This is a genomic window from Mycolicibacterium stellerae (genome assembly GCF_003719305.1).
In the GTDB taxonomy this organism is placed as follows: Bacteria; Actinomycetota; Actinomycetes; order Mycobacteriales; family Mycobacteriaceae; genus Mycobacterium; species Mycobacterium stellerae.
Genome location: NZ_RARC01000009.1, coordinates 13,896 through 38,976 on the forward strand (window position 1 = coordinate 13,896; position 25,081 = coordinate 38,976).

At 65.4% G+C, this 25,081-nt stretch carries 27 protein-coding genes; 14 read left to right on the forward strand and 13 right to left on the reverse strand.

What is annotated here, in order from left to right; translation table 11 throughout:
* Positions 1-74: 74 nt before the first annotated feature.
* A complete protein-coding gene (locus tag D6M19_RS13430) occupies positions 75-503 on the reverse strand; it encodes a type II toxin-antitoxin system Rv0910 family toxin (RefSeq protein ID WP_123025728.1) in 429 nt (142 codons plus the stop codon).
* Between the two features lie 333 nt (positions 504-836).
* Between D6M19_RS13430 and D6M19_RS13435 the strand changes: the two genes are divergently transcribed.
* The 5 genes from D6M19_RS13435 (at position 837) to D6M19_RS13455 (ending at position 5,192) form a co-directional block, all read left to right on the forward strand.
* Positions 837-1,955 (forward strand): ABC transporter ATP-binding protein, encoded by a 1,119-nt coding sequence (locus D6M19_RS13435; RefSeq protein WP_123025729.1) that lies wholly within the window; start codon positions 837-839, stop codon positions 1,953-1,955.
* A gap of 71 nt (positions 1,956-2,026) precedes the next feature.
* Entirely contained in the window at positions 2,027-3,190 is a 1,164-nt protein-coding gene (locus D6M19_RS13440) for a polyamine ABC transporter substrate-binding protein (RefSeq protein WP_123025730.1), read from the forward strand.
* A gap of 4 nt (positions 3,191-3,194) precedes the next feature.
* Positions 3,195-4,070 carry an ABC transporter permease gene (locus tag D6M19_RS13445; protein ID WP_123025731.1) on the forward strand — a complete coding sequence of 292 codons (876 nt, stop codon included), beginning with the start codon at positions 3,195-3,197 and terminating at the stop codon, positions 4,068-4,070.
* On the forward strand, positions 4,067-4,927 hold the full coding sequence (locus D6M19_RS13450) for an ABC transporter permease (protein WP_123025732.1): 861 nt from the start codon (positions 4,067-4,069) through the stop codon (positions 4,925-4,927). The genes D6M19_RS13445 and D6M19_RS13450 overlap by 4 nt, the downstream gene beginning before the upstream one ends.
* Positions 4,928-4,973: 46 nt before the next feature.
* Positions 4,974-5,192, forward strand: coding sequence for a hypothetical protein (locus D6M19_RS13455; RefSeq protein ID WP_123025733.1), 219 nt, complete (start codon positions 4,974-4,976; stop codon positions 5,190-5,192).
* A gap of 1 nt (position 5,193) precedes the next feature.
* On the opposite strand, the gene D6M19_RS13460 is transcribed toward D6M19_RS13455, so the two are convergent.
* Together D6M19_RS13460 and D6M19_RS13465 are read right to left on the reverse strand one after the other, a co-directional pair.
* Positions 5,194-5,553 (reverse strand): hypothetical protein, encoded by a 360-nt coding sequence (locus D6M19_RS13460; protein WP_123025734.1) that lies wholly within the window; start codon positions 5,551-5,553, stop codon positions 5,194-5,196.
* 18 nt (positions 5,554-5,571) lie between these two features.
* Positions 5,572-6,441: an EamA family transporter gene (locus tag D6M19_RS13465; RefSeq protein WP_164478477.1), complete on the reverse strand. Its 870-nt coding sequence runs from the start codon at positions 6,439-6,441 to the stop codon at positions 5,572-5,574.
* A 68-nt stretch (positions 6,442-6,509) separates the two neighbouring features.
* On the opposite strand from D6M19_RS13465, the gene D6M19_RS13470 reads away from it, so the two are divergent.
* Together D6M19_RS13470 and D6M19_RS13475 are read left to right on the forward strand one after the other, a co-directional pair.
* On the forward strand, positions 6,510-6,956 hold the full coding sequence (locus D6M19_RS13470) for a nuclear transport factor 2 family protein (protein WP_234834846.1): 447 nt from the start codon (positions 6,510-6,512) through the stop codon (positions 6,954-6,956).
* Between the two features lie 2 nt (positions 6,957-6,958).
* Positions 6,959-7,873, forward strand: a complete 915-nt coding sequence (locus D6M19_RS13475) for a LysR family transcriptional regulator (protein ID WP_123025735.1) — start codon at positions 6,959-6,961, stop codon at positions 7,871-7,873.
* 224 nt (positions 7,874-8,097) lie between these two features.
* Here D6M19_RS13475 and D6M19_RS13485 read toward each other — a convergent pair whose 3' ends face one another.
* The 3 genes from D6M19_RS13485 to xylB form a co-directional block, all read right to left on the reverse strand.
* The gene (locus tag D6M19_RS13485; protein WP_123025736.1) at positions 8,098-8,328 is read right to left on the reverse strand and encodes a DUF6400 family protein; all 231 of its coding nucleotides are present in this window, start codon (positions 8,326-8,328) and stop codon (positions 8,098-8,100) included.
* Between the two features lie 102 nt (positions 8,329-8,430).
* Complete coding sequence (locus D6M19_RS13490) at positions 8,431-9,126, reverse strand: MBL fold metallo-hydrolase (RefSeq protein ID WP_123025737.1); 696 nt, start codon at positions 9,124-9,126, stop codon at positions 8,431-8,433.
* Positions 9,127-9,129: 3 nt separating this feature from the next.
* Positions 9,130-10,530 (reverse strand): xylulokinase, encoded by a 1,401-nt coding sequence (gene xylB / locus D6M19_RS13495; protein WP_123025738.1) that lies wholly within the window; start codon positions 10,528-10,530, stop codon positions 9,130-9,132.
* Between the two features lie 59 nt (positions 10,531-10,589).
* Here xylB and D6M19_RS13500 point away from each other — a divergent pair, with 59 nt between their 5' ends.
* The 4 genes from D6M19_RS13500 to D6M19_RS13515 are packed head-to-tail and all read left to right on the forward strand — an operon-like array spanning position 10,590 to position 13,163.
* Entirely contained in the window at positions 10,590-11,141 is a 552-nt protein-coding gene (locus tag D6M19_RS13500; RefSeq protein ID WP_123025739.1) for a dihydrofolate reductase family protein, read from the forward strand.
* 49 nt (positions 11,142-11,190) lie between these two features.
* On the forward strand, positions 11,191-11,697 hold the full coding sequence (locus D6M19_RS13505; RefSeq protein WP_123025890.1) for a DUF6328 family protein: 507 nt from the start codon (positions 11,191-11,193) through the stop codon (positions 11,695-11,697).
* 36 nt (positions 11,698-11,733) lie between these two features.
* Positions 11,734-12,630 (forward strand): DoxX family protein, encoded by an 897-nt coding sequence (locus tag D6M19_RS13510; RefSeq protein ID WP_123025740.1) that lies wholly within the window; start codon positions 11,734-11,736, stop codon positions 12,628-12,630.
* 41 nt (positions 12,631-12,671) lie between these two features.
* On the forward strand, positions 12,672-13,163 hold the full coding sequence (locus tag D6M19_RS13515) for an RDD family protein (RefSeq protein WP_123025741.1): 492 nt from the start codon (positions 12,672-12,674) through the stop codon (positions 13,161-13,163).
* 6 nt (positions 13,164-13,169) lie between these two features.
* Here D6M19_RS13515 and D6M19_RS13520 read toward each other — a convergent pair whose 3' ends face one another.
* Together D6M19_RS13520 and D6M19_RS13525 are read right to left on the reverse strand one after the other, a co-directional pair.
* A complete protein-coding gene (locus D6M19_RS13520; protein ID WP_123025742.1) occupies positions 13,170-14,639 on the reverse strand; it encodes a GntP family permease in 1,470 nt (489 codons plus the stop codon).
* Complete coding sequence (locus D6M19_RS13525) at positions 14,636-15,154, reverse strand: gluconokinase (RefSeq protein WP_123025891.1); 519 nt, start codon at positions 15,152-15,154, stop codon at positions 14,636-14,638. Before D6M19_RS13525 ends, D6M19_RS13520 begins: the two co-directional genes overlap by 4 nt.
* Positions 15,155-15,278: 124 nt before the next feature.
* On the opposite strand from D6M19_RS13525, the gene D6M19_RS13530 reads away from it, so the two are divergent.
* On the forward strand, positions 15,279-16,013 hold the full coding sequence (locus tag D6M19_RS13530) for a FadR/GntR family transcriptional regulator (protein ID WP_123025743.1): 735 nt from the start codon (positions 15,279-15,281) through the stop codon (positions 16,011-16,013).
* Here D6M19_RS13530 and D6M19_RS13535 read toward each other — a convergent pair.
* Positions 15,995-16,558: a DUF4333 domain-containing protein gene (locus tag D6M19_RS13535; protein ID WP_123025744.1), complete on the reverse strand. Its 564-nt coding sequence runs from the start codon at positions 16,556-16,558 to the stop codon at positions 15,995-15,997. The genes D6M19_RS13530 and D6M19_RS13535 overlap by 19 nt on opposite strands.
* A gap of 85 nt (positions 16,559-16,643) precedes the next feature.
* Here D6M19_RS13535 and D6M19_RS13540 point away from each other — a divergent pair, with 85 nt between their 5' ends.
* Positions 16,644-17,525 carry an SCO6745 family protein gene (locus D6M19_RS13540; protein WP_123025745.1) on the forward strand — a complete coding sequence of 294 codons (882 nt, stop codon included), beginning with the start codon at positions 16,644-16,646 and terminating at the stop codon, positions 17,523-17,525.
* Positions 17,526-17,693: 168 nt separating this feature from the next.
* Here D6M19_RS13540 and D6M19_RS13545 read toward each other — a convergent pair whose 3' ends face one another.
* Genes D6M19_RS13545 through D6M19_RS13555 form a run of 3 tightly spaced genes read right to left on the reverse strand, consistent with a single transcriptional unit; the run spans position 17,694 to position 23,179 of the window.
* Positions 17,694-19,673 carry a DUF7064 domain-containing protein gene (locus D6M19_RS13545; protein ID WP_123025746.1) on the reverse strand — a complete coding sequence of 660 codons (1,980 nt, stop codon included), beginning with the start codon at positions 19,671-19,673 and terminating at the stop codon, positions 17,694-17,696.
* On the reverse strand, positions 19,660-21,618 hold the full coding sequence (locus tag D6M19_RS13550) for a primary-amine oxidase (RefSeq protein ID WP_123025747.1): 1,959 nt from the start codon (positions 21,616-21,618) through the stop codon (positions 19,660-19,662). Before D6M19_RS13550 ends, D6M19_RS13545 begins: the two co-directional genes overlap by 14 nt.
* A 52-nt stretch (positions 21,619-21,670) precedes the next feature.
* Complete coding sequence (locus tag D6M19_RS13555; RefSeq protein WP_123025748.1) at positions 21,671-23,179, reverse strand: carboxylesterase/lipase family protein; 1,509 nt, start codon at positions 23,177-23,179, stop codon at positions 21,671-21,673.
* A gap of 75 nt (positions 23,180-23,254) precedes the next feature.
* Between D6M19_RS13555 and D6M19_RS13560 the strand changes: the two genes are divergently transcribed.
* Complete coding sequence (locus D6M19_RS13560; protein ID WP_123025749.1) at positions 23,255-23,944, forward strand: hypothetical protein; 690 nt, start codon at positions 23,255-23,257, stop codon at positions 23,942-23,944.
* Between the two features lie 22 nt (positions 23,945-23,966).
* On the opposite strand, the gene D6M19_RS13565 is transcribed toward D6M19_RS13560, so the two are convergent.
* A complete protein-coding gene (locus D6M19_RS13565; RefSeq protein WP_123025892.1) occupies positions 23,967-25,067 on the reverse strand; it encodes an LLM class flavin-dependent oxidoreductase in 1,101 nt (366 codons plus the stop codon).
* Between the last annotated feature and the right edge of the window lie 14 nt (positions 25,068-25,081).

Here is a 25,081-nt window from a genome sequence, read left to right on the forward strand (position 1 = left end):
ATCAAGCGGCGAAGTGCGCCGCGTTGTGGGGGTACCTCCCCCGCGAAGCGTAGGGGGAGAGTCCGACCCGAAAGCTAGCGCAACGCGGCGAGGTTGGTCACCGACTTGCGGACCTCGGACTGCAGCACCTTGGCGACCAGCTGACCGATTCGGGTACCGAGCAATCCGCCTTTGAGGCCAGCCAACACCCGGAACTTCGCCCCCGGTGGGGCATCCTGCACCTCGATCGACAACGAGATGCGAACCCCACCCCGCCCTGCGCCGCTCAGTTCGATCAGGTTCGGCTCCTCGTAGCTGGTGACCCGCCAGTGGATGACGTTGCGGAACCCCTTGACCCGGATGCACGACGACACGCAGGAGCCTTCTTCGATCGTGGAGGGCACCTCGCTTCGCCAGCCGCCGAAGATCGTCAGCCATTCGTCGAAGCGACTCAGGTCCGATGCAAGCTTCCAGGCCGGTCGCGGAGCCAGATCGGTCGCCACCGACACATCAATCGTCGCCATATCGCTCTCCTACCCCCGCGAGACCGAACGCAAAACTAAAGTGACAGGTCTCGCGCCTTCGCGCCCGGCCCGCCGGCTGCCGACAGTCAGCCGTGGCCCAGGCGCGACCCTTCCCGCGAAATCTGCACCTCCGGCACCCCAGACACGAGCGATTCCATTGTCGATATGTAAATTCGTTGCGGAATCGCTTGCGAAGGACGACGGAATCCGCGATGGTTTACCCGAAAGCTTCGGGGGCATTAGGGAGGACTCGCCCTGACCGGCACACACACCACCGCCGCAGATCAGACGACGGGACATGACGGGGCCGCTAACGCCAAGGGCAGCCCGGTCATCGAGATCGGCCATGTCACGAAGCGGTTCACCGACTACGTGGCAGTGAACGAAGCCGACTTCTCGATCGCCTCCGGCGAGTTCTTTTCGCTACTGGGGCCGTCGGGCTGCGGCAAGACCACCACGCTGCGGATGATCGCCGGATTCGAGACCCCGACCGAGGGCGCCATCCGCCTCGAGGGCAAAGACGTCTCCCGGGTGCCTCCACACAAGCGCAACGTCAACACGGTCTTCCAGCACTACGCGCTGTTCCCCCACATGACCGTGTGGGACAACGTCGCCTATGGGCCGCGCAGCCTGAAGAAGGACAAAGCCGAGGTCAAAAGGCGCGTCGACGAACTGCTCGAGATCGTGCGCCTCACCGATTTCGCGAAGCGCAAACCGGGGCAGCTCTCTGGCGGCCAGCAGCAGCGCGTCGCGCTGGCCCGGGCGCTGGTGAACTATCCGAGTGCGCTCCTGCTTGACGAACCGCTCGGGGCACTGGATCTCAAGCTCCGGCAGGTCATGCAGTTCGAGCTCAAGCGGATCCAACGCGAGGTCGGCATCACGTTCGTCTACGTGACGCACGACCAAGAGGAAGCGCTGACGATGAGCGACCGCATCGCGGTCATGAACGCGGGCAACGTCGACCAGATCGGCGGCCCGACGGAGATCTACGACCGGCCCGCGACCGTGTTCGTCGCCAGCTTCATCGGCCAGGCCAACCTGTGGGCGGGCCGCCAGACCGGCCGCGCCGACGGCGATTTCGTTCAGGTCGAAGTTCTTGGCACCTCTTTGAAGGCCAGGCCGGGCGATACCACCATCGAACCAGGCGGCCACGCCACCCTGATGATCCGGCCGGAACGCGTTCGGGTGTCGATGGATGCGCCGACGGGTGATGTCGCGACCGTGGCCGCAACGGTCACCGACCTCACCTTCCAGGGGCCCGTCGTGCGGCTCTCCCTCGCCGCTCCCGACGACTCGGCGATCATCGCCCATGTCGGCGCTGAGCAGGACCTCCCGCTGCTCAGACCGGGCGACCAGGTTCACGTCAGCTGGGCACCCGAGGCCTCGCTGGTGCTTCCTGCCGCCGACATTCCCACCACCGAGGACCTCGAGGAGATGCTCGACGACTCGTGACGGACTCCGTCCGTCAACCCGTCCCCTTTCCCCCGGAATGCACGAAAGGCACAGTCGCCATGCCACGAGAAATGACCCCAGGAATCGACCTCAATCTCGCTGCCCGACTCGCATCAAACCGCACCTCGCGGCGGCGCTTCATCGGCGGCAGCGCGGCCGCCGCGGCGGCCGCCGTTCTCGGCCCGGCGTTCCTTGCCGCGTGTAGCAAGGACAGCGGCGGAGGCGGGGAGGACGTCTCCGACTCGCTGCGCATCTCGAACTGGCCCGCCTACATGGCCCCCGATTTCGTCAAGGGGTTCCAGGACGCAGAGAGCATCACCGTCGATTACAAAGAGGACCTCAACGACAACGAGGAGTGGTTCGCCAAGGTCAAGGAGCCGCTGCAGCGCAAGCAGGACATCGGTGCGGATCTCGCCGTTCCGACCACGTTCATGGCCGTACGCCTGCAACAGCTCGGCTTCCTCAGCGAGTTGAACCACGCCAACATCCCGAACATCGAGAACCTGCGGCCCGATCTGCTGGAGGCCAGCGTCGACCCCGGGCGTAAGTTCAGCGCGCCCTACATGTCCGGTTTCGTCGGCATCGGCTACAACAGGGCGGCGACCGGCAGGGATATCAAGAGCATCGACGATCTGTGGGATCCCGCCTTCAAGGGTCGGGTCAGTCTGTTCTCTGACACCCAGGATGCCTTGGGAATGATCATGATGTCGCAGGGCTCGTCGATCGACAAACCGGACGAGGCGACCGTCCAGAAGGCCATCGACCTGGTCAAGGAGGAGAAGGACAAGGGCCAGATCCGCCGCTTCACCGGCAACGACTATCTCGATGACCTGGCCGCAGGCAATCTCGTTGTCGCCCAAGCATATTCCGGTGACGTCGTGCAGCTGCAGGCCGACAACCCCGACGTGCAGTTCATCATTCCGGAGTCGGGCGGCACGACGTTCGTCGACACCATGGTGATCCCCTACACCACCCAGCACCAAGACTGGGCCGAGAAGTGGATCAACTACATCTACGACCGGGCCAACTACGCCAAGCTGGTGTCGTTCGTCCAGTACATCCCTGTGCTGTCGGGGATGACCGAAGAACTTGAGAAGGTGGACCCGGACTCTGCCAAGAACCCGTTGATCAACCCGCCGGCGGACATGCTCGCGAAGGCGAAGGGCTGGCCCGCGTTGACAGACGAGCAGTTGCAGAAATTCAACACGGCATACGCCGCGGTCACCGGCGCCTGACCCGATGGCGGGGGTAGCCACCAGCAGTCGACAGCGGAGCAAGATCGCTCCGTATTTGATGATCGCGCCCGCGCTCATCTACCTCGGGATCTTCTTCGTGTGGCCGATCATCTCGTTGGCCATGACGTCGCTGTCGACCTCTGGCGGCTCGGTTTTCCTGCCGACCATGGAGTTCGCCTGGAAATTCAGCAATTACAGCGAGGCGTTCAGCAGGTATCAAGACCAGATCCTGCGGTCGTTCCTTTACGCCATTGTGGCCACGTTGGCGTGCCTGTTGCTGGCCTATCCCCTGGCGTACGTCATCGCATTCAAGGCGGGACGGTTCAAGAACCTCATCCTCGGGCTGGTGATCCTGCCGTTCTTCGTGACGTTCCTGATCCGCACCATCGCATGGAAGACGATTTTGGCCGACGACGGCTGGGTGGTGAGTGCCCTTGACTCGGTCGGCCTGCTGCCCAGCGACGGCCGTTTGTTGTCGACCAGCTGGGCGGTGATCGGCGGCCTTATCTACAACTGGATCATCTTCATGATTCTGCCGCTGTACGTGAGCCTCGAGAAGATCGATCCCCGGCTGATCGAGGCGACGAAGGACCTGTATTCGTCGAACACCCGCAGTTTCTCCAAAGTGGTTCTGCCGCTGTCGATGCCGGGTGTCTTCGCCGGAAGCCTGCTGGTGTTCATCCCCGCCGCGGGCGACTTCATCAACGCCTCGTACCTCGGCAGCACCCAGACAACAATGATCGGCAACGTCATCCAGCAGCAGTTCCTGGTGGTCAAGGACTATCCGGCGGCCGCCGCACTCAGCATGGTCTTGATGGTGATCATCCTTGTCGGCGTGTTGGCGTACACCCGTGCGCTCGGCACCGAGGACCTGGTATGACGACGCAGGCGGGTGCCGCCGTGGCCAATGTGGTCGACCAGGCCGACAAGGCCCCGAAAACCGTTAAGGGCAGCCCGAAGTGGGGCGACATCGTGTTGCGCATCGTCGCCGGTCTGGTGCTGCTCTATCTCTTCCTGCCGATTTTCGTGATCATCCTGTTCTCGTTCAACAACCCGAAGGGCAAGTTCAACTACAGCTGGCAGGGCTTCACGCTGAAGAACTGGCTCGACCCGTTCAAGTACCCCCCACTGACCGAGGCACTGCTACTGAGCATCAACGTCGCGGCCGTCTCGACCGCTATTGCTTTGGTGCTCGGTTCGTTGGTGGCCGTAGCGCTTGTCCGGCAACGGTTCCGGGGCAGTCAGACCGTCGACACGTTCCTTGTGCTGCCGCTGACCGCGCCCGAGGTCGTGATGGGTGCATCTCTGCTGGTGCTGTTCCTCGACCTGGGCTGGGCCACCGGCTACACGACGATCCTCTTGGCGCACATCGCATTCGAGGTCAGCTTCATCGCGATGACGGTGCGGGCGCGGATGCGCGGATTCGACTGGACACTGGAGGACGCGTCGATGGATCTGGGCGCAAGCCCGACGCGCACGTTCTTCAAGGTCACGCTTCCGCTGATCGTGCCTGGCATCGTCGCCGCGGCGATGTTGTCGTTCGCGCTCTCGCTTGACGACTTCATCATCACCTATTTCGTCAGCGGTTCTTCGGTGACGTATCCGCTGTATGTGAACGCATCGGTGAAAGCCTCGGTGCCACCGCAGATCAACGTGCTGGCGACGGCCATCCTGCTCATCAGCCTTATTTTGCTGGGCGTGGGAACGCTTTACCGTCGCAAGAGATTAGACGCCTGAGCGGCAAATCGTCACGGGCGGCCGAACCGGCTGTTATTCTCTCGCCGTGGCAAATTCTGGCGGTCCGATGCCCTGGTGGCAGATAATCGCGATCCTGATTGCGGTCGGGGTCGTCGCGGGTCTGGCCATCGGCCTGCTCGGTGCTGCGCTGGGCTTTTCCACCTCGTGGAGTGCCGCCGGTATCGGCGCTGCCATTGGCGTCGTCGGCGTTGCGCTGGTCAATCGGCGCAACAAGGCAAACCCGGAAGCGCCGGAAGCCCAATAGCTCACTGCCGATCGTCGAGCCGTACCGTCACCGAAACCCGCCCTCGGGCATCTCGATTGGCGACCGCGTGGCCGTCTCGATCCCGGCCGTTGAAATTCACAAGGGTGATCGGTGCGCCCTCGCCGAGGAAATTGCGCCACCAGTTCTTCGCATCGGGTGCGGTCACGCCGATGACGAGGTCGCCGCCGGACCGCCGGTAGCCGACCGGGATCTCGAATGTCGTGCCGGAGCGCCTGCCGACATAACGGATCACGACCAGGCCTCGGCCGACGAGCCGACCGATCACCGGCGCGTTGATCAGCAACACCGCGGCACCGTTGACGAGACGGACGATGGGCGAATCAAAAAGACGTGGACTCATGAGCCGAGACTAGCGAGCTCAACCGATTTCGGCGGGCACGGGTGGTGCCGACCGAGCACCCATCCGCGCGGCTCCGATGCCCGCGGCAACCACAAGGCAGATGCCGACCACGCCTGCCGAACCCGGCACCTGATCCAGGATCAGCAGACCGACGATCATTGCGAACGCCGGTTCGAGTGACATCAACGTCCCGAACGCGGCCGCGGTGAGTCGGCGCAACGCCAGCATCTCCAGTGCGAACGGGACAACCGGCAACATGATCGCCAGACCTATTCCGATCAGCAGGATCTCCGGCGTCATACGGCCGAACACGTTCGGGCCGACCACAATCGTCGCCACCAGACCGGCAACCGGCATCGAAACCGCCAGGCCCTTGATGCCGGCGACTTCGTCGCCGACGCGTTGGGTCAGCAGGATGTAACACGCCCAGCATGCCGCCGCGGCGAGCGCAAACAGCACCCCAACCGGGTCGACGGTCCCCTGCCACGGCTCGGTGAGCAGCAGGACCCCGAGCCCCGCAAGGCCCGGCCACACCAGGCGAGCCCGGCCTTTGCCGTGCACGACCGCGACACCCAACGGCCCGAGGAATTCCAGCGCACTCGCGGTGCCAAGCGGAATTCGACCCAACGCCGCCATGAACAGCATGGTGACGGAGGCCGTCACCACCCCGAGCGCCACGCAAGCCAGGAAGGTCGACCGGGTGAACGCGGCCGCTCGGGGCCGGACGATGACGAGCATCAGTAGCCCGGCCCAGGCCAATCGCAGCCAGGCGGCACCCTCGACGCCGATCCGATCGATGAGGGTTACCGCGATCGCCAGCCCCACCTGCACGGACAGCATCGACCCCATCGCCATGACGGCGCCGGTGCGGGCCTGGTTCTCGCTCATGTCTGCATTGAACGCCAGCACGAACGTTCACGTCCACGTGATTTTCCTGGACATACCGTTCGATGATCATGAACGATATGGGCATGCAGATCTGGGAGCTGGCGATCCGCGAGTCGGTGCGGCAGACCCTCGCCGACTACACGGCGGGCACCGACCGCAACAGAATCACCGACGTCGCCGCCTGCTTCACGCCGGACGGCATCCTCAAGATCAGCCGCGGGGAGCCAATGGTCGGACCCGACGCGATCGTGGCGGCACTGCGCATGCAGGTGGATCGCTTCGCGACGGCGGCGGTTCCCCTGACCCATGTGCGCCACCATGTTTCGAGTGTCAAGTTCGGTGTCGTGACTCGCGACCGGGTCGAGGTGAGCAGCTACTTTCTCGCGGTGACAAATATCGGCGTAGACCATTGGGGACGCTATCGCGATGTGCTGGTGCCCGTGGACGGCCGCTGGCTGTTCGCGTCGCGCGAGGCGGTCGCTGACGGATTCTCGCCCGAAAGCCTGATGCGGTAGCCATGGACACCCGGCGGCTTCAACTGCTCCTGGCCCTGTCCCGGCTGGGTTCGATGCGCGCGGTCGCCGAGGTACACCACCTCACCACGTCCACTGTGTCCCAGCAGATCGCCACTCTCGCAAAGGAAACCGGCGCTGCGCTCATCGAGCCAGCAGGCAGGCGGGTTCGCCTGACTCCAGCCGGACAACGTCTCGCCGACCATGCCGTGACGATTCTGGCCGCGGTCGAAAGCGCCCGCGTCGACCTCGATCCCGACGCCGAACCCGCCGGGACGGTCCGCGTCGGCGGCTTCGCCACCGGCGTCCGCGTGTCCCTGCTACCAATCGTCGCCGACCTCGCCAAGCGGTACCCAAAAGTCGAATTCGTGATCAGCGAGTACGAGCCGATCGAAGCGTTCAAGCTGCTCAGCAACGACGATCTCGACCTGGCGCTGACCTATGACTACAACCTCGCCCCCGCCTCCCCCGGTCCCGGCCTGGAAACCGCCCCGCTGTGGTCGGTCGAATGGGGGCTCGCCGTGCCCGTCGAGCCCACCAACGCATCCGCAGGCATTGGCGCATATGCGAATCAGACGTGGATCGTCAACTCCCGCAATACCGCTGACGAAGACGCCGTACGCACGTTGGCTTCGCTGGCTGGATTCACCCCGCACATCGCCCACCAGATCGACAGCCTCGACCTGGTGGAGGATCTGATCGTCGCCGGATATGGCGTTGGGCTGCTGCCCATCGGCAGGCCGACGCACCCCGCCGTCACGGTGCTGCCGCTATCGGACCCTAACGTCGTGCTGACCGCCTACGCCGCGACGCGACGGGGCAGATCGACATGGCCGCCACTGCGGGTGGTGCTCGATCATCTCAGCCCGGCGCCGGGCGAGCCGTTACCGAGACCCGACTGGCCGCGGCCGTTCGCCTGACGGGTCAGGCGGCCTTGCGCTGCCGCGTGGCGCGTCGCCGGGTATCCGTCGACCACAGGTAGGCACAGGTCGGGCACTGAAGGTGCACCAACGTGCCTTGATTGCTCAGCAGGTACTGCCAGTGCGTCGCACAGTTCGCGCTGCTCTGGCACACGGTGCAGGCCCGGCCGTGCTCGCAGCGGGGACATTCCAGCCAAGCCCGGCGGGCCCGGTCCGCGGTCGGATCAATCGGTAACACGATCGCCACCCCGCTCGGGCAGCACACCCGCGCTGACCAGTTCGTCGTAGATGCGCTGCTGCTCTTCGTCGAGGTCGGAGTAGAGCATGTCGTACGCCGCGTTCTCCTCGGCGAGCACCGCGACCGGATCCCAGTCGTCACCGATCGCCTCAAGCATTGCGGTGCGTCGGCGGGCCTCGTCCAGCGTCAAGTCGTAGGCGAAGTCGAGATCGGCCATGGGGCACCTCCCATCGTTCAGTCATGCGATTAAAGAGAGTTAGGGTGCCCTATCCCGGACGTTTAGGCAATGAATTACGCCACGGCAACAGTGCGAAATTCGTCACACTCGGTCGCGGAGCCACTCCTGCTGGCGCTGCACGAAGCCGGCGTCGACGACGGCGCCATGCCCGGGAACGAACAGCGCGCCGGGTCCGCCCACATCAAGCACCCGGCCCAGCGTCGACGGCCAGGCCTGCAAGTCCGAGTCTCGATCGAAGACCGGATCGCCGGACTCCTCGACGAGATCGCCGCAGAAGACGACGGGCACCTCGGCGTCTTCAACCACGACGATCAGATCGTGACGGGTGTGCCCGCGGCCGGGATGGCTGATCGCCACGCTCACGCCCCCGAGATCGATGTCGGCTTGGCTGACCGGACTCTCGGGCGCCCGAAGCGCCGAGAGGGCGTTCGCCACCTCGTCGGGGTCGGCCCCGTAGCGGACCGCGTCGGCATGCAGATGTTCGGTTCGATTCGCGATCGTTGCCACGACTTCGGGTGCGCAGTAGACGGCAGCGCCTGCGAATGCCGATGAGCCGAGAATGTGGTCAAAGTGATAGTGCGTCAATACAATATGGCCGACCGTATCGCCCACAATCTCCGCCACGTCGGCCTTGATGGCGTTGGCCTCTGTCAATGTCGTGCCGGTGTCGATCAGCAACGTGCCCTTCGCGCCGTGCACCAGACCGACAGTGACGTCGAGAAATGGCAGCCGGCAACGATGAACGCTGTCGTTCAGCCGCTCCCACGCGAAGTTCACGGATCAGGTTTGGCCCAGCGTCAACGGCTGCGCCAGCCGGTACTGGTCGAGCACCTCGGGCGCCGGGTCGGCGGTGAACATCGTGGTGATGCCGAACGACCAACTTGGCGGTGAATCCGATTGCGACAGCGCCCAAGCCGCCTGCCGGGCCGCGCCAAGCGCCACGTATTCCGCAGGCGTCGGAACCAGCACCGGTTTGCCGAATATCGCGGGCGCGATAACGCGTATCGCCTCGGAGCGAGCTCCGCCCCCAACCAGGATGATGCGCTCGGCCTCGACGCCGTGGGCCGCGATCTTGTCGAGGCAGTACGCCAACGAACACAGCAGCCCTTCGACACCCGCGCGGGCGATGTTGGCCGCGGTGAGGTTGCGCGCCGTCATCCCCTGCAACGCACCCGCGGCGTGCGGCAGGTTAGGAGACCGCTCGCCCTCCAGATACGGCACCAGCGTGAGTCCCCCGGCGCCCGAGGCCGCCGACAACGCCAACCGGTCCAGCTCGTCAAAGTCCACGCCGAGCATCCCCGCGACCGCGGCCAGCACCGGAGCGCCGTTGAGGGTGCAGACCAGCGGCAGCTGGCGTCCTGCCGCATCCGCGAAGCCGGCCACGATTCCCTCGGCGTCATGCGGGGCGGCGTGACCGACCGCGCTCACCACACCGGAGGTGCCGAGCGAGACGACGAAGTCGCCGGGTTGAGCGCCAAGACCCAACGCCGCAGCCGCATTGTCGCCGGCACCAGGCCCGAGCGTCGCACCGCTCGAGGTCTGGCCCGAAATGTCGTGCGGGCCGAGCACCGTCGGCAGCCTGGGTCGCCTACCCCGCATCGCCAGCTCGAGCAGATCGTCTTGGTAGGTGCCCGCCTCGGCCGAAAAATACCCGGTCCCGCTGGCGTCACTGCGGTCGGTGCGCACCGCGCCGACATCGGTCGAACCGCTCAGCCGCCATGTCAGCCAGTCGTGAGGCAGGCACACCGCGGCAGTCGCTGCTGCATGTTCTGGTTCGTGGTCGGCGAGCCAGCGCAGCTTGCTCACCGTGATCGCGGCGACGGGCACCACGCCAACACGTTTCGCCCATTCTGCCGCCCCACCGAGTTCGTCTACGAGGTCGGTCGCCGCGGCGCTGGAGCGAGTATCGTTCCACAGCAACGCATCCCGGACGACCTTGCCCGATTCGTCCAGACACACCATGCCGTGCTGCTGGGCGCCGACCGAGACGGCCGCGACGTCGTCGAGCCCACCGGCGTTCTCGATGGCGGTCTGCAGGGCGGCCCACCAGGCGGCGGGGTCGACCTCGGTTCCGTCGGGATGCGGCGCCGTGCCCGACCGCGCGATCTCACCGCTATCGCTGTCGCACACCAGCACCTTGCATGACTGCGTTGACGAGTCGACACCGGCGACAAGGGGCATTCTTGCGAAGCTACCCCGAACGGGCGATTAGTTCACCAACGCCGTGAAGTCAGCACAGTATGCGAAAGCTCGTGATCACCCAGAACATCACGCTGGACGGATCGATCGAGATGCTCGACGACTGGTTCGACCCACAGTTTCAGGACGACGACCTGCTGGCCGAGACACACCGCCAGGATGCCGAGTCGGACGCGCTGCTTCTGGGGCGCCAGACCTTCGAGGACTTCCGTAGTTACTGGCCGCTCCAGCACGACGACCGGACCGGAATCACCGCCTACCTCGACGACGTGGCCAAGTACGTGGTCTCGACGACGATGACCGATCCGGATTGGAAGAATTCCACGGTGATCGCCGGCGAGCCGGTGCAGCGGGTACGCGAATTGAAGACGCAGCGGGGCAAAGACATCGTGGTCACCGGCAGCATCAGCCTCGCTCACACCTTGATCGCGGCGGGCGTGGTGGACGAGTACCGGCTCTTCGTCTACCCCGCCGTGCAGGGTCGTGGCCGCCGGCTGTTCCCCGACGGCGTGTCGATGTCGACGCTGGCGTTGGCCGAGGCGCCGAAGGCCTTTCCATCCGGCATCACGCTGCTGCGCTACGCCCGACGCTGAAACCCTCGATCGCGCCATCTACGCCGACTCCCCTGCAAGAATGAGCGCCGTGGACAAGCCGCATCCCGAACCGGAGGAGCGCTGGGATGCTGATCGCGACGAGACGGAAGCCGAACGGCTGGACCGTAATTGGTCAAGCATCCTGCAAGAACTCAGAGTCACCCAGACGGGTGTGCAGCTGCTCACCGGATTTCTGCTGACCCTGCCCTTCCAAGCGCGCTTCACTCAACTCGACGGCCCCATGCGCACCGTCTACCTCGTCACAGTCGCGTGTTCAATCGGAGCGACCGTGTTGTTGGTCGCGCCGGTCGGCATGCACCGAGTGCTGTTCCGGAGACACCGACTGGACGCCATCGTGTCTGCTTCACATGCCTGCGCCATCTCTGGTCTGGTACTGCTCGGCCTGGCCCTGGTTGGCGTCGGTGTCGTCGTTTTCGACACGGTCGTGGGACGCACCGGTGCGTGGATCATGGGCGGCGCCACGCTGGCGGCATTCGTCACGTTCTGGTTCCTGATCCCGCTTCCGCTACGCCGAAGAACTGACCGCTCCTACTAGGGTTTGTCAACCCCTGACCTGGGGAACACCTGACCCATGTTGATCCGACGAATCGCACGCCCCCTTCTGTCAGTCGCTTTCATCGGGCAAGGGGTGGACGCCCTTCGGAATCCCAAGCCCGCCGCAGACGCGGCACGCCCGGCGCTCGACACCATGCGCCAGCTGCCCGATCCGATCGGCCCGAACGTGCCATCGAATGCCGAGACCTTCGCACGGGTGAACGCCGCAGTGCAGGTCGGTGGCGGCCTGCTGCTCGCAACCGGCAAACTGCCGCGGTTGGCTTCTGCGGCCCTGGCGTTCACCGTCATTCCCGGCAGCGTCGGCGGCCACATGTTCTGGAACGAGGCCGACCCGCAACGCAAGGCCGATGAGCGTCGCGCCTTCATGACCGACCTGAGCCTCCTTGGCGGGTTGATCATCGCCGCCGTCGACACCGAGGGCAAACCCTCGCTCGGTTGGCGCGGCCGTCGCGCGGCCCGCAAGGTATCCGAGGCTGTCAGCTCGGCTCTGCCGGTCGGCGCGGCCTCCGGTGGTGCGCTCGCCGACAGTGCGATCGCCGAGAAGCTTGGGCACGGCCTGCAGATCGGCGCCGAACGCGGCCGCGAGTTCGCACACGTCGCAAAAGAACGGGGCGCAGAACTCGCCGAAGTCGCAAGGGAACGCGCTCCCGAACTGGCCGAAGCCGCGCGTGGGCGGGCCGCCGAATTCGCCGACGTTGCCCGCGAGCGGGCACCCGAACTGGCCGAAGCGGCCCGTGAACGAGCCGCAGGTCTCGCCGAGGTGGCGCGCGACCGTGCACCCGAAATCGCCGAGGCCGCCCGCGAACGTGCCGAGGCCGCCCGCGACCGCGCCGAGTCTGCCCGCGAGCGCGCAGGCGATCTGGCCGACACCGCACGGACCCAAACGAAGAAACAGCGCCGCCGCTGGAGCTGACCCGCGCCGCATCCGCGAGCCGGTCGGTAGATTGGGCGACCATGACGACCGACCCGGCCCAAGGACCGTATGGCAGTGATCCGCGGGGCTATCCACCACCGTTTCCCGCGAACCTCGAACCCGGCGGGGTGCTTGTCCGGTTCTTCGCCCGGTTGATCGACGGCATCATCGTCGGCATCGTCAGCTTCCTGCTGAGCTTCTTCACCGAGACGCTGTCCAGCATCTGGGTGACCGGATTGTTCACCGGCCTGCTGATGTTCTTGTACTTCGTCGCATTCGAGACCGCCCAGGGCTGGACGCCCGGCAAGCGGGTACTCGGATTGCGGGTGCACGGACCCGGCGGCGCCCCGAAACCGACGGCGCAGCAGTCCGCGATCCGCAACATATGGACGCTATTGCCGATCATCCCGTTTATCGGCGGCCTGCTCGCCTTCGTCGCCATGATCGTGATCGCGGTGACCATCAGCAGCAGCCCGACGAAGCAGGGCAAGCACGACGAACTGGCGGGCGGGACCCAGGTCGTCAAGGGCTGATCGGCGTCAGATAAAGATCCCGAGTATCAGCACCAGCACCAGGCCGGTGACCGACAGCACGGTCTCCATGATCGACCAGGTCTTGATCGTCTGACCGATACTCATCCCGAAGTACTCCTTCACCAGCCAGAAGCCGGCGTCGTTGACGTGGGAGAAGAACACCGATCCCGCGCCGACCGCGAGCACGATGAGCGACACCTGACCGGTGCTCATCCCCTCGACCAACCCGAGCATCAGCGAGGAGGCGGTGATGGTGGCCACCGTCGCCGAACCGGTGGCAAGTCGGATCAGCACCGCCAGCACCCAGGCCAGCAGGATCACCGAAATGTTGGCTGCCGTCGCCCACTCCGCGAGTTTCGTGCCGATGCCGGTGTCGACGAGCACCTGCTTGAAGCCGCCGCCCGCGGCGACGATCAAGATGATGCCCGCGACGGGCGGCAAGGACGTCTCGAGGCACTTGGCGATCTGATCGCGGGTCATCGCGGCGCCCCGGCCAAGGGTGAACATCCCGACCACCACGGCGATCAGCAAGGCCATCAAGGGCCGGCCGATGATGTCGAACGTCTGCCGTAGCAGGTTGCTCTCGTCGTCGATGAAGATGTCGACGAGCGCCTTGCCCATCATCAGCGCCACGGGAAGAAGAACCGAGAACAGCGTCACACCGAACGACGGGCGTTGCCGCTGCGTTCTGGTGGCGGTCTGCGTTCCAACGCCGGTGCCCTCACCGCCTTCCGCGGCCGCGGTGGCACCGCCTCCGCCGTTGCCGGAGAAGTCGTCGGGATCGAACCGGTGCGGCACATCGAGGACGACCCAGCGCCCGGCGAGCTTGCCGAACAGAGGACCGGCCACGATCACTGTCGGGATCGCGACGGCTACGCCCAGCGCGAGAGTGATGCCCAGGTCGGCGCCGAGCAGGTCGATGGCGGTCAGCGGGCCCGGGTGCGGCGGGACCAGGCCGTGCATGGCGGAAAGCCCTGCCAGCGCCGGGATTCCGACCGTGACCAGTGACAGCTGCGAACGCCTCGCCACCAAATAGATGACCGGCATCAGCAGCACCAGGCCGATCTCGAAGAACATCGGCAGTCCGATGATCGCGCCCACCAACGCCATCGCCCATGGCAATGCCCTCGGTGACGCGTGTCCGACGATGGTGTCGACGATTTCGTCGGCGCCACCTGAGTCGGCGAGGAGTTTGGCGAACATTGCGCCGAGGGCGATCAACACCCCTACCCCGGCGGCGGTTGTGCCGAACCCGTCGGCGAACGATTCGAGAACGTCGCCGATGTTCACCCCCGCGACGATGCCGACGGTCAGGGCGCCGAAGATCAGCGCGAGGAACGGGTGCAGCTTGGCCACCGTGATCAACACGACGATGACCGCAATGCCTGCGAGAGCGGCAAGCACCAACTGCACACCGCCTGCAACGGGCTCGGCCAACTCGGTATCGGCCGCCAGGACGGTGAGTGCCGGGGTCATTTCTTCTCCTGTTCGGTTGCGCGCGAGGCAGATAGAGCGAGATACGTTTCGACGATTGAGTCGATGTTTTGGTCCACGTCGATGGTGACGCCGCGCTCGTCGGCCTCGAGCGGCTCGAGCGTTTCGAACTGTGAAGCCAGCAGTGACGCGGGCATGAAATGGCCGGGGCGGCTGGCCTGACGCCTGCCGATCACCTCCAGCGAGCCTGCGAGGTGAAGGAAGATGACGTCTGGGCAGTGGCGCCGCAGTTGGTCGCGGTACCGGCGCTTGAGCGCCGAGCAGCTCATCACGCCGCCGTCCCCGCAATGCCCGCCCAACCACTGTCCGATCGCGTCGAGCCACGGGTAGCGGTCTTCGTCGTTTAGCGCCTGCCCCGACGACATCTTCTCGACGTTCGCCTGGGGATGGAAATCATCGGCGTCGGCGAACGGCACCCGCAGCCGCTGACCCAGCGCCGCGCCCACCGTCGATTTACCGGACCCGGATACGCCCATGACGACGATCGGTGACCCCATCCACTCCACCTACCCTTTTGTGCTTGGTGTCACACAGCATGCATCAATCGTCATATGATTTCAACCCTGTCACGGAAACATATGTTCTTAGCAACGCCCAGCTAACCTATGACAGGATGTATAGATGGCTGCGCCATCAAACGTCGGCGCCTTACACCGCAATCTGCTGGCGGCGCTCGGCACCGGCATTGCCTCGGGCCAGTACCGGGCGGGTCAGGTGCTTACGCTCGACGGCGTCAGCGCCGAACACGGCGTCTCCCGCAGCGTCGCCCGCGAAGCGATCCGGGTACTCGAGTCGATGGGCATGGTTGCGTCCCGCAGACGGGTCGGCATCACGATCCAGCCATCCGAGCAATGGAACGTCTTCGACCCGCTGGTGATCCGCTGGCGCCTCGAATCCCAAGACCGCGCAGCGCTTTTGGTTTCACTGTCCGAGCTGCGGCGCGGCTTTGAGCCCGCCGCAGCCGCATTGGCCGCCCGTCGGGCCAATCCACACCAATGCCGAATCCTGGCGGCCGCGGTGTCGGACATGGTGATTCATGGGCGGTCTGGGGACCTTGAGTCATATCTACTGGCGGACAAGGTGTTTCATCGCACACTGCTGGAAGCCAGCGGAAACGAAATGTTTCGTGCACTCAACGACGTGGTAGCCGAGATCCTGACCGGCCGCACACATCACCACATGATGCCTGCGAATCCGAACCCGGTCGCCATCGAGTTGCATGACGAAGTCGCCCGTGCGATCCGGCTCCGCGATGAAGCCGCCGCCGAACGCGCCATGCGCGCGATCATCGATGAAGCCGCTGCGGCGGTGTCCGACGAGTTCTCCGCAGACCTCGATCAGGACGTAGGTTTGTAGTTGTAGCTGACCTTGGTGGCGTCGAGAGGAACCAACTCGAGATTCATCATCAAGCCGCTGACGCCGGACACCTCGACTGTGCGCTGCGACCGAGAGCCGCCGGCATCGACGTCACAGTGACCGACCGCCCCGACGGTGCCTTCCATGCCCGACTCGCAGAGAACCGTTCTCACGTCGCGCACTCCCGAATCTGCGATGAGTCTCGAGACCACCTGCTCGAGTTGTTGCCGCGACACCGCGGGTGCCATCTGATAGTCGATCGCTGCGCCGTCGACGGCGGTGACCGTGACGATCGGCTCGAAGCTGTTGGTGGGATTCACGACGATCTCGCAATGCGCCGTCGTGCCCACTTCGCCGATCAGGTCCTGTTTGCAGATCACAGAATCCGGCTTCTCCCCGGCATCGGCAAGGCGTTCGGCGATGTCCTCCTGCAAGGCCGTCCTGGAGACGGTGGGTACATTTGTTCCGCCGCTGTTCACGCTGCAGCCGGACGACACACAACAGAACAGGGCGGCCGCAGCAACAACTGCAGTCGACGGATGCATCGAGCCTCCTGGCCTTTGCTGAATCTACAATCTATGTAGATTCGGTGAGACCATACCAGGACATTTCAGTGTGGAGTGATTAACTGTGAGGGAACCTCAGCTGGCGCGTCGCTTCTTTGACCGATTCGAGCCCGTGCACGCCGTGACCTACTTCTCGCCGGAAAGCCGGGCGGCATTCGACGGTCTGGGGTACCGCGGTTTCTGGATGGGTTACTTCGCGGGTCGGTCCGCGCCGCTGGGCGTCGTCGCGCCCGAAGTTGTGTGCGCGATGTTCTACAACTTCGCTGCCAGCCGGGTTGCCAAGGCACTGCCCGCCGCGTGGGAAGTCGCACCACCCGGTTCGGCGCTACGCGCCCGCGAAGACTCGGCGGTCGCGGCGCTGCGGCGGTACGGACTGACCGACGACGGTGTCCGCACGGCCGCCGACCTCGCCGCCAAGGCGGCGGCCCACGCACCGCTCGACGGCAGGCCGCTGTTCGCCGCGAACGCGGCGCTGCCATGGCCGACCGAGCCGCTTGCTCAACTGTGGCACGCGACGACACTGCTTCGAGAGCAGCGCGGTGACGCGCACGTGGCTGTCCTGGCGTCGTCGGGGTTATCCGGCCGGGAATGCAACGTACTGCACGCCGCGGCGGGCCGGGTGCCGGTCGAGATGATCATGCGCAGCCGCGACTACGACGACGACCAATGGCGCGACGTTCAGCATCAGCTTGCCGAACGCGGCCTGCTCGACGGGCAGGGCGCACTCACCGATGCGGGGTGCGCACTCAAGCAACACATCGAGGACACCACCGATGCACTATCGCTGAGCGCTCTTGACGCACTCGAGGACGCCGAAGTCGAGGCGTTGTTCCGCACTCTCACTCCGATCGCCAGGGCGGTCGTGGCAGGCGGCGACGTGCCCGCCGCCACACCGATGGGCCTCAACCGAGACGACCTCGACGACGACAGCGCCCACTTGGCCTGAGTTGCACCGCGAGCTGGGGGCACCTTGCACCGCGAGCGTGCGTGTCTGCACACGACACGCCGCATTTCGCCGGCATTTCGCGCGCGCTCGATCCGCGCGAGCGTGCGCAGAATGCCGCTAGTTCCCGGCGTGTCGCGGTGCAGACACGCACCGTCGCGGGGCAAGGGGTCAGCGTTGGTTGCGGTTCCACTCCAACCAGCCGACGCCGGTGCGGCCGTCCGCAGTCGTCACGGTCGCCCACGCGCGCGGAAACTGGCTCACCCGACCGTCGGTGGCGGTCAGCAACACCGGTGCGTGTCCCTTGATCTCGACTGTGGCCGTGATATCTCCGGGTTTGAGTGTCAGTTCGGTGGTCAAGGGTAAACCGTTGTCGCCAAACGCTTCTCGCGCTGTCACCGCATGCAGTTCAACGAGCGGCCCGGCCGGCGGCTGAATGTAGCCGATGCCGATCGGGGGTGCTCCGGGAATGCGGATGTCCACCCCGTGCAGATGGGTGCCGTCGCTCAGATGAAGAGCGCTCCACACCCAGTCCATCCCCCACCAGTCCCGCACTCCCCACGAATGGTCGCGCTGTCCCGGCACGGCATGCACTTCAACCGTTCTGCCGTCGACGGCGACGGTTCCCGACACGGTGCACGGAATCTCGTATCTGGGTGTGATGCGGTACTGGTACGGGGTGCCCGTCGTCGTCCAGTGCAGATCGATCGACAGGTCGACCGCGCGTCCCGGTTCGCCCCTCAGCAGCGCAGAGGGGTCGTCGTACGCCTGTCCGCGACCGCGCAGCGCGACGTGATAAATCTGCAACGGGTCCGTCGCCGCCTGGGTGAGTTCGAAGGCGTCGGTGCGGATCTCACCTGGATCGTCGGGCAGCGCAACCTCGAAATCGTTGACCGCCACGGTAGGGATGTCGGGTCCACACAGCAGCGCGTTGACCCATGCCCTGTTCTCGTTGGGAATCATGCCGAGCCGGAACCAGCCGCCGACGCCCTGCGCCTCGTCGGCGAAGTCGGCATACCAGCTTTCGCTCCACAGCGGTTCGGCGCCGGGATGGTGGGTGCCTTCGTCGTCCGCAGACGGGCGCAACGGGTCCGGCGCCGCTGGCGGAGGCAGCGTCGCCATTGCATCGGTGTCGATCACATGCTGGCAGTGCCTGCGCAGCATTGTCATGAACATCTCGTCGCCACGCTCGGTTCGCTCGACGAGCATCGAGGAGACGATCGCCATCATCACGCCGAAAAAGGCTTGGCGGCGAACGCCTTCGCGGACATCGTCCACACCGAGTGCGGAGTCAGGCCCGAGCGCATCGTGGTATGCGCTCAGCAGTGCGTCGTAGTTGTCCCGCCGGATGTCGTCGGGCAGCGCGCAGCCCAGGAAGTAGGCGACGTCGATCAGCGCTGGACCCCAGGTGACGGTCTGCCAATCCACGACGGTGAGCGGTCGGTCGGCGCCCTGCTGCCCGAACAGCATGTTGTCCAACCGGTAGTCTCCGTGCACCAGCCCGTGCACGACGCCCGACAAGCCTGCCTGGTAAGCATCGAAGCTGCCGACCAGCCGTTCGCATACCTCGCGATCGGCCGGCGCGATTTCGTCGCCGTACCGATCGACGAACCCGGCGTAGAGCGCCGCGATGAGCGCCTGGTTCATCGGCGACTCGCGATTGAGCCAGTCCACGTCAGCCATCGCCGGTTGGCCGAGAAGCGGTGCATGCAGCCGGCCCAACTCGGCCATCGCCAGCATCGCCTGATCCACTGTGGCGCCACGGATCTCATCGCCGGCAACGGCTGGAGCGGCATCACCGAGCAGTAGGTGGAACACGCCGGTCTGATCGTCCAACCCAGAGCTGTAGCAGGGGGCGACAGGACCACCGATGCGCGGCGCGATGTCGGTGTAGAACCGCACCTCGCGCTCATAGAGGCCCAGCGCGAGGCCCGTCTGCCGACTCGCCGGGTCGGAGGCTGCGACCTTGAGCACCACCGACGCCGGGCCATCGGCGCCGTCGGCGTACGTCAACGCAACGCGGTAACACTCGCTCATCTGGCCGGTGCCGATCCGCTCGGTGCTGAACCGTTCTACCGTGCCCGCTCCGACGGCGACTGTCAGCCAGTCTCCGGTGAGATCGTCCGGCCGCTCGATCCTAGTGACCGGCACTCGTGCTGTCCGTATGGCAGGTATCGGGTGGCGTGCCGACTACGTCGAGCGCGGGGTTCCGGTCGAAGAAGCCAAATGGCTTGAGCCAGAACGAAACCACGTCGACCGGCATCACCGGCCAGTCCTCCGGCCTGGTGATGTGGTGGATACCGAACACATACCAGAGCACGACGTCGGTGTTCGCGATGTTGCGGTCCGCCTTCGTCCATTCGGCGAGTCCGGTGTCCTTCACGGATTGGTTGACGAATTCGCCTGCCGGCCAGCGTTCGTCGGGGCTGTTCGGCGTCACCCACAACGTGTGCCCGATGACCGTGGCGCGCTGGAAGACCGGTGATGCCGGGTCGAGCATCATCGGGATGGCGCCGCTGGGCACCAGCTTGTACGACGGGTTCGTTCCGAGACCGTTGACGACGTTCGGGTTGACGACTTTCCACGCCCGCTGAGTCGCGAAGTTGACGTCCTGTTTGCCTTCGGTCTCGGTCTTCAGGGGGACGTTGCGCAGTACCATCGACAGCCCGTAGGGGTTCTCCGGGCCGATCGGCTCGGCGTAGGACTCCGACATGTAGACCGTGTTGTCGCCGCCGTCGACGTCCATGTCCAGCCGGGCCACCAGAAAGTGTTGGTGGAACGGCGCATACGTGCGTTCGTCGACCAGCGTTCCGTTCGGATGCGGCTGACCCTCCGCCACCGGCGTGGTCACCATGATGCCGGTCGCCCGGACCTCGCACTCGATATTGCCGTCCTGATAGAACCGCCAGTAGACGAGGTATTCGTAGTTGGCGACGGTGACGTGGAACGAGACCGTCAGCCTGCGCATCCGCCGCACCTCGGCGCCCGCGTCATGGTCGACGTGCTTCCACAGCACCGCGTTGTCTTCTTCGTGGATGCAGATGGCATTGGTGATGGTGTACGGCTCGCCCTTGCTGTTGTGCAGCACCGCATCCAGATAGCGGATCTCGCCGAGGCAGTCGCAGCCGAGCTCCAGCGAGGTCGTCATGAAACCCAGCCCCCATTCGCCGATGTCGAATGCGGTGCGCCGGTAGTGGTCCTCGGACGAGTCGCGGTAGGGCACGATCATCTCGGCCAGTGAGATCCGGTGTGCCACAGAACGGGTCCGGTCACCGTCGCGATAGCTGATCGTGTGCAGCGTCATCCCCTCGCGGTGGTTGAACCCGACCCGCAGCGACCAGTTCTGCCATTGCAGCAGGTTGCCGTCCAGAGTGAACGACACTCCTTCGGGCTGGGTGAGGTGCAGCGGCTTGAGCGGCTCCCGGCGCGACGCCGCGCGGATCTGCTCGGGGATGTGCTTGGGCACATACTCGCCCATCACGTTCGGTTCGTCGACCCCGCCGTTGTCCTCGACCCGCAGCACCTCCATCGAGTTGACGTCGATGACGCAGTGCAGTCCGGTTACTGGATGGGCGTAGGGACTCTGACCGGGGCCGTCCTTGCGCCAGGTGTCCGACCAGCCCAGGCGCCGATCGCGGAACTCCGGCGGTGCGACCGCGTCACCATAGGTCCAGGTGTCCACGAACACCAGGTCGAGATCGGTGATGCCGCGCTTGGCCAGCGCCGCGATGAACTCTGGGTGCTTGCGCACCAGCTCGTCGCACTCGAGGAACTCGTCGACGGTGAAGTTGGCCTGCACACCGGGGATGTGATCGAAGGACTCGATTCGGTCGTCGTCAAGCGATACCACGCCCTTGTAGGTGGCGTTGTTGGCGCGCTGCAGGCAGACCACCTCGGCACGCCGGGCCGGCGCCGCACCCCCGGCGTCGAACGCCGCCAGCTCGGCCTTTGTCGGTTCGATGAGTTCGATGGATGCGATCCGCCAGCCCAGGTCCGATGCCGCAGGCGCTGGGGCCCCCACGCCGCGCTCGCGACTCAGGATCCCCGCCACTGCAGTGAACTCGTCGGCTGACAGAGGATCCAATGGGTAGCTCACCCGATCACGCAATCACATCAGCCGATTCCGCGCAGCCAATTTGTCTAGCCGCCTACCACGCTGCCAACGTGAACCCGTGCCATGCCTCGCGGCGTTGAGCGTGCGGGTCGTACAGGACATGTGACCGGCGATCGAACACCATTACCGCGCGGTCGGCATGCGTGTATGCGGGCCAGTCGTCGCCGGGCACGCCGGTGCGGCTGAACTCACGCCAGCGGGTCTGCACGTCGTCGCTGACTCGACGAGCGGACCGCCCGTCGGCGGCCGCGGTGAGCAACGAGCCGAACCGCGTGCGGTACACGTCGAAGACCGCGAAGAGTTCGGTGCCGTGGGTGGCGCCGAGCCCCGACCAGCTGAACGGTCGTGGTGCGTAGTCGTAGCGGTACCGGTACGTCGGCGCATGGATGCTGTGCGCTTCGGCGATCTGCCAGGCCGCCGTCCCGAATGCGAAGTCACCGCCGAGACGGATGCATGCCGCCTCATCCGGATAGCCCGGATAGGCCGATGTAATGCGTTCGCGCTGTTCGACTTCGAGGCCACCCAGCAGGCCTTCGATCATCGCCTCGTTCGTCGGCAGCAGCTTGAGCCATCGGGTGAACAGCCGGCCCTCGTGCGCGTTGTTGCCGATGATGAGGGGCACCGGATGCGCGGTGCCGGTCCGCATCGCTTCGACCGGGTCCAGCGGCAGATAATCGGTGCCACTGGTGGGGCCGACGGCGAAGGCGCCGAGCATGCCTGTCTTGGCATTCTTGATCAGCGCGTCAAGGGTATTCACCAGTTCGGCTGGCCTGGCAGACAGCAACGCCGTGGCCGCAGCCTCTCTGTCCACTCCGAGCAGGCCGGCGAACTGGTCCGCATACTCCGCTCTGACATCGGGAGTGCCCACCAAGCCGCTGGCCGGACTCTCCGAGATCGCCTGCGCAAACAGCCCTTTCGCCGCGGGCACCGCGAGCAGCGTCGCTACGGCCTGCGCACCGGCGCTCTCGCCGAAGATCGTCACGTTGTCCGGGTCACCGCCGAACTCCGCGATGTTGTCACGCACCCAGCGCAACGCCATCACAAGGTCCCGCAGAAACAGGTTGTCCTCGATGGTGACGTCCAGGGTGGACAGCGACGACAGGTCGAGGCAGCCGAGCGCTCCTACTCGGTAATTCACCGAGACGTACACACATCCCTTGCGGGCCAACGCCGCACCGTCGTAGATCGGCGTGGCCGAACTGCCGAGGAGGTATCCGCCACCGTGAATGAAGACCATCACCGGCATCGGCTCGTCGCGTCGCCGCTTCGGCGTGGTGACGTTCAACGTCAGGCAGTCCTCGCCCATCGACTGGTATTTCCCGACACCCAAAGCGGTGTACATGCGCTGCTGGGGAGCACAGTTGCCGAACCCGTGGCAGTACCGCACACCTCGCCACGGCTGCACGGGTCGCGGCGCCCGATACCGCAGCGGACCGACCGGCGGCTGGGCAAACGGAATCGAACGCCACCTGTGCACGCCGTCGCGGGTGAAACCCTCGACGGTCCCGGAGCGGGTCGTCACTCGGACGACATGTTCGTGCATCAACCGACCGTATCGAACGAACTCACCGCCCGCGCCTCGCCGGTATCGGGTCGTCGGCCCGCTAGCCTTGCCGATATGCGGATTGCTGTGCTCATTGCGGCGTCTGTGCTGGTCGGGGGTTGTTCACAGGGAGTCGGCGGAGACGCCGAGCAGGCCGAGCCCTCCGTGTCGGCACCGACCACAACGACGATGTTGACGCCGCGCGCGACCACGCCAACCCCCACGACGCCTGCCAAACCCCCGGATGCCGGCGCGGACACCGCCGACGTCATCGCCTTCATCGAATCTGGACAGTCCGCCGACGCGAGCCAGTTCCACTCCGCGACTCGCGAAGGGACGACGACGCAACTGGGCGACGATGTCGCCTTCACCACACCGTCGGGTACGTCGAACTGCATGACCGACTCGAAGAACTTCGGCGGCGCGCTGGCGTGTCTGGTGAATCTGGCGATTCCGCCGCTTCAACCGCCCGACGTGTACGGCCAGTGGAAGGGCAACTGGGTCGACTTCTCCGGGCCGAGCATCGAAATCGGTTCTGCGCACGGCGATCCCGGTCGGTTCGTCAACGGCACCGGCCCAGAGTTGCCATACGGGCAGGCCCTGGCCTTCGGTGACTACCGCTGCCGGTCCGACCCCGAAGGGCTGTACTGCGTCAACTACGCCCACCAGTCGGCGGCCCGGTTCAGTGACGCCGGCATCGTCGCGTTCGGCTGTCTGCAGAAGGTGACGCCGCCCGCCGACATCGGCGAGAAGTACAGCTGCTGAGCCTCTCTTTTTGGTGTGCCGGTCAGGCGACACCCTTCTGGCGCAGCAGCGGCAGCACACCCTCGGCGAACCAGTACGCCTCTTCCAGGTGTGGGTAGCCCGACAGGATGAACTCGTCGAATCCAACCGAGTGGTATTCGTAGACGAGGTTGGCGACCTCTTCGTGGCTGCCGACCAGGGCGGTGCCCGCCCCGCCACGGACCAACCCGACACCTGCCCACAGGTTGGGGTAGATCTCCAGTTGGTCAGTCCGACCGCCATGAAGCGCGGTCATCCTGCGTTGGCCTTCGGATTCCGACTTGGCATGCAGCTCAGTCTGTTTCGCGATCTGTTCAGGCGACAGCTCGGCGAGCAGTTCGTCGGCTACCGCCCACGCGGCGGCAGATGTGTCGCGGCTGATCGTGTGCAACCGAATTCCGAATCGCACCTTGCGGCCACGCTCTTCGGCGAGTTTGCGTACCCGCTCGATCTTGGCGGCCGCGGTTTGAGGTGGCTCGCCCCAGGTGAGATAGACGTCGACGTGCTCGGCGGCGATCGGAAGTGCGGCCGCCGAAGACCCGCCGAAATAGATCTCCGGCAGCGGATCCGGTGGTGCTGACACCCGAGCGTCCTTGACGGTGTAGTACTTGCCCTCGAAGTCCAGCGAATCCTGTCGCCACAACGAGTTGACGATGTGGAGGAACTCACCGGTACGCGCGTATCGCTCGTCGTGGTCCAGCCAGTCGCCGAACCGGCGCTGCTCGACATCGTCACCACCGGTGACAATGTTCAGCAGCACACGGCCTTCCGAGAACCGCTGCAGTGTCGCTGTCTGCTGGGCCGCCAGCGTCGGCGGTACCAACCCCGGCCGGAACGCGACCAGGAACTTCAACCTCTCGGTTTCGGCAAGCAGCGCCGACGCGGTCAGCCACGCGTCCTCGCACCAGGTGCCGGTCGGCGTCAGCACGCCCTCGTAGCCGAGCCGATCAGCCGCACGAGCAATCTCGGCCAGATACCGACGCGACGGCGCTCGATAGTTGGCAGGCAAGGTGTGGTGCGACGAGGCGTGCGACGCGCCGACGATCGAGCGGCTGTCACCGTTGGTGGGCAGGAACCAGTGGAACTTCGCCGGCTGAGCCGGCAGTTGGTCGTGCGCCG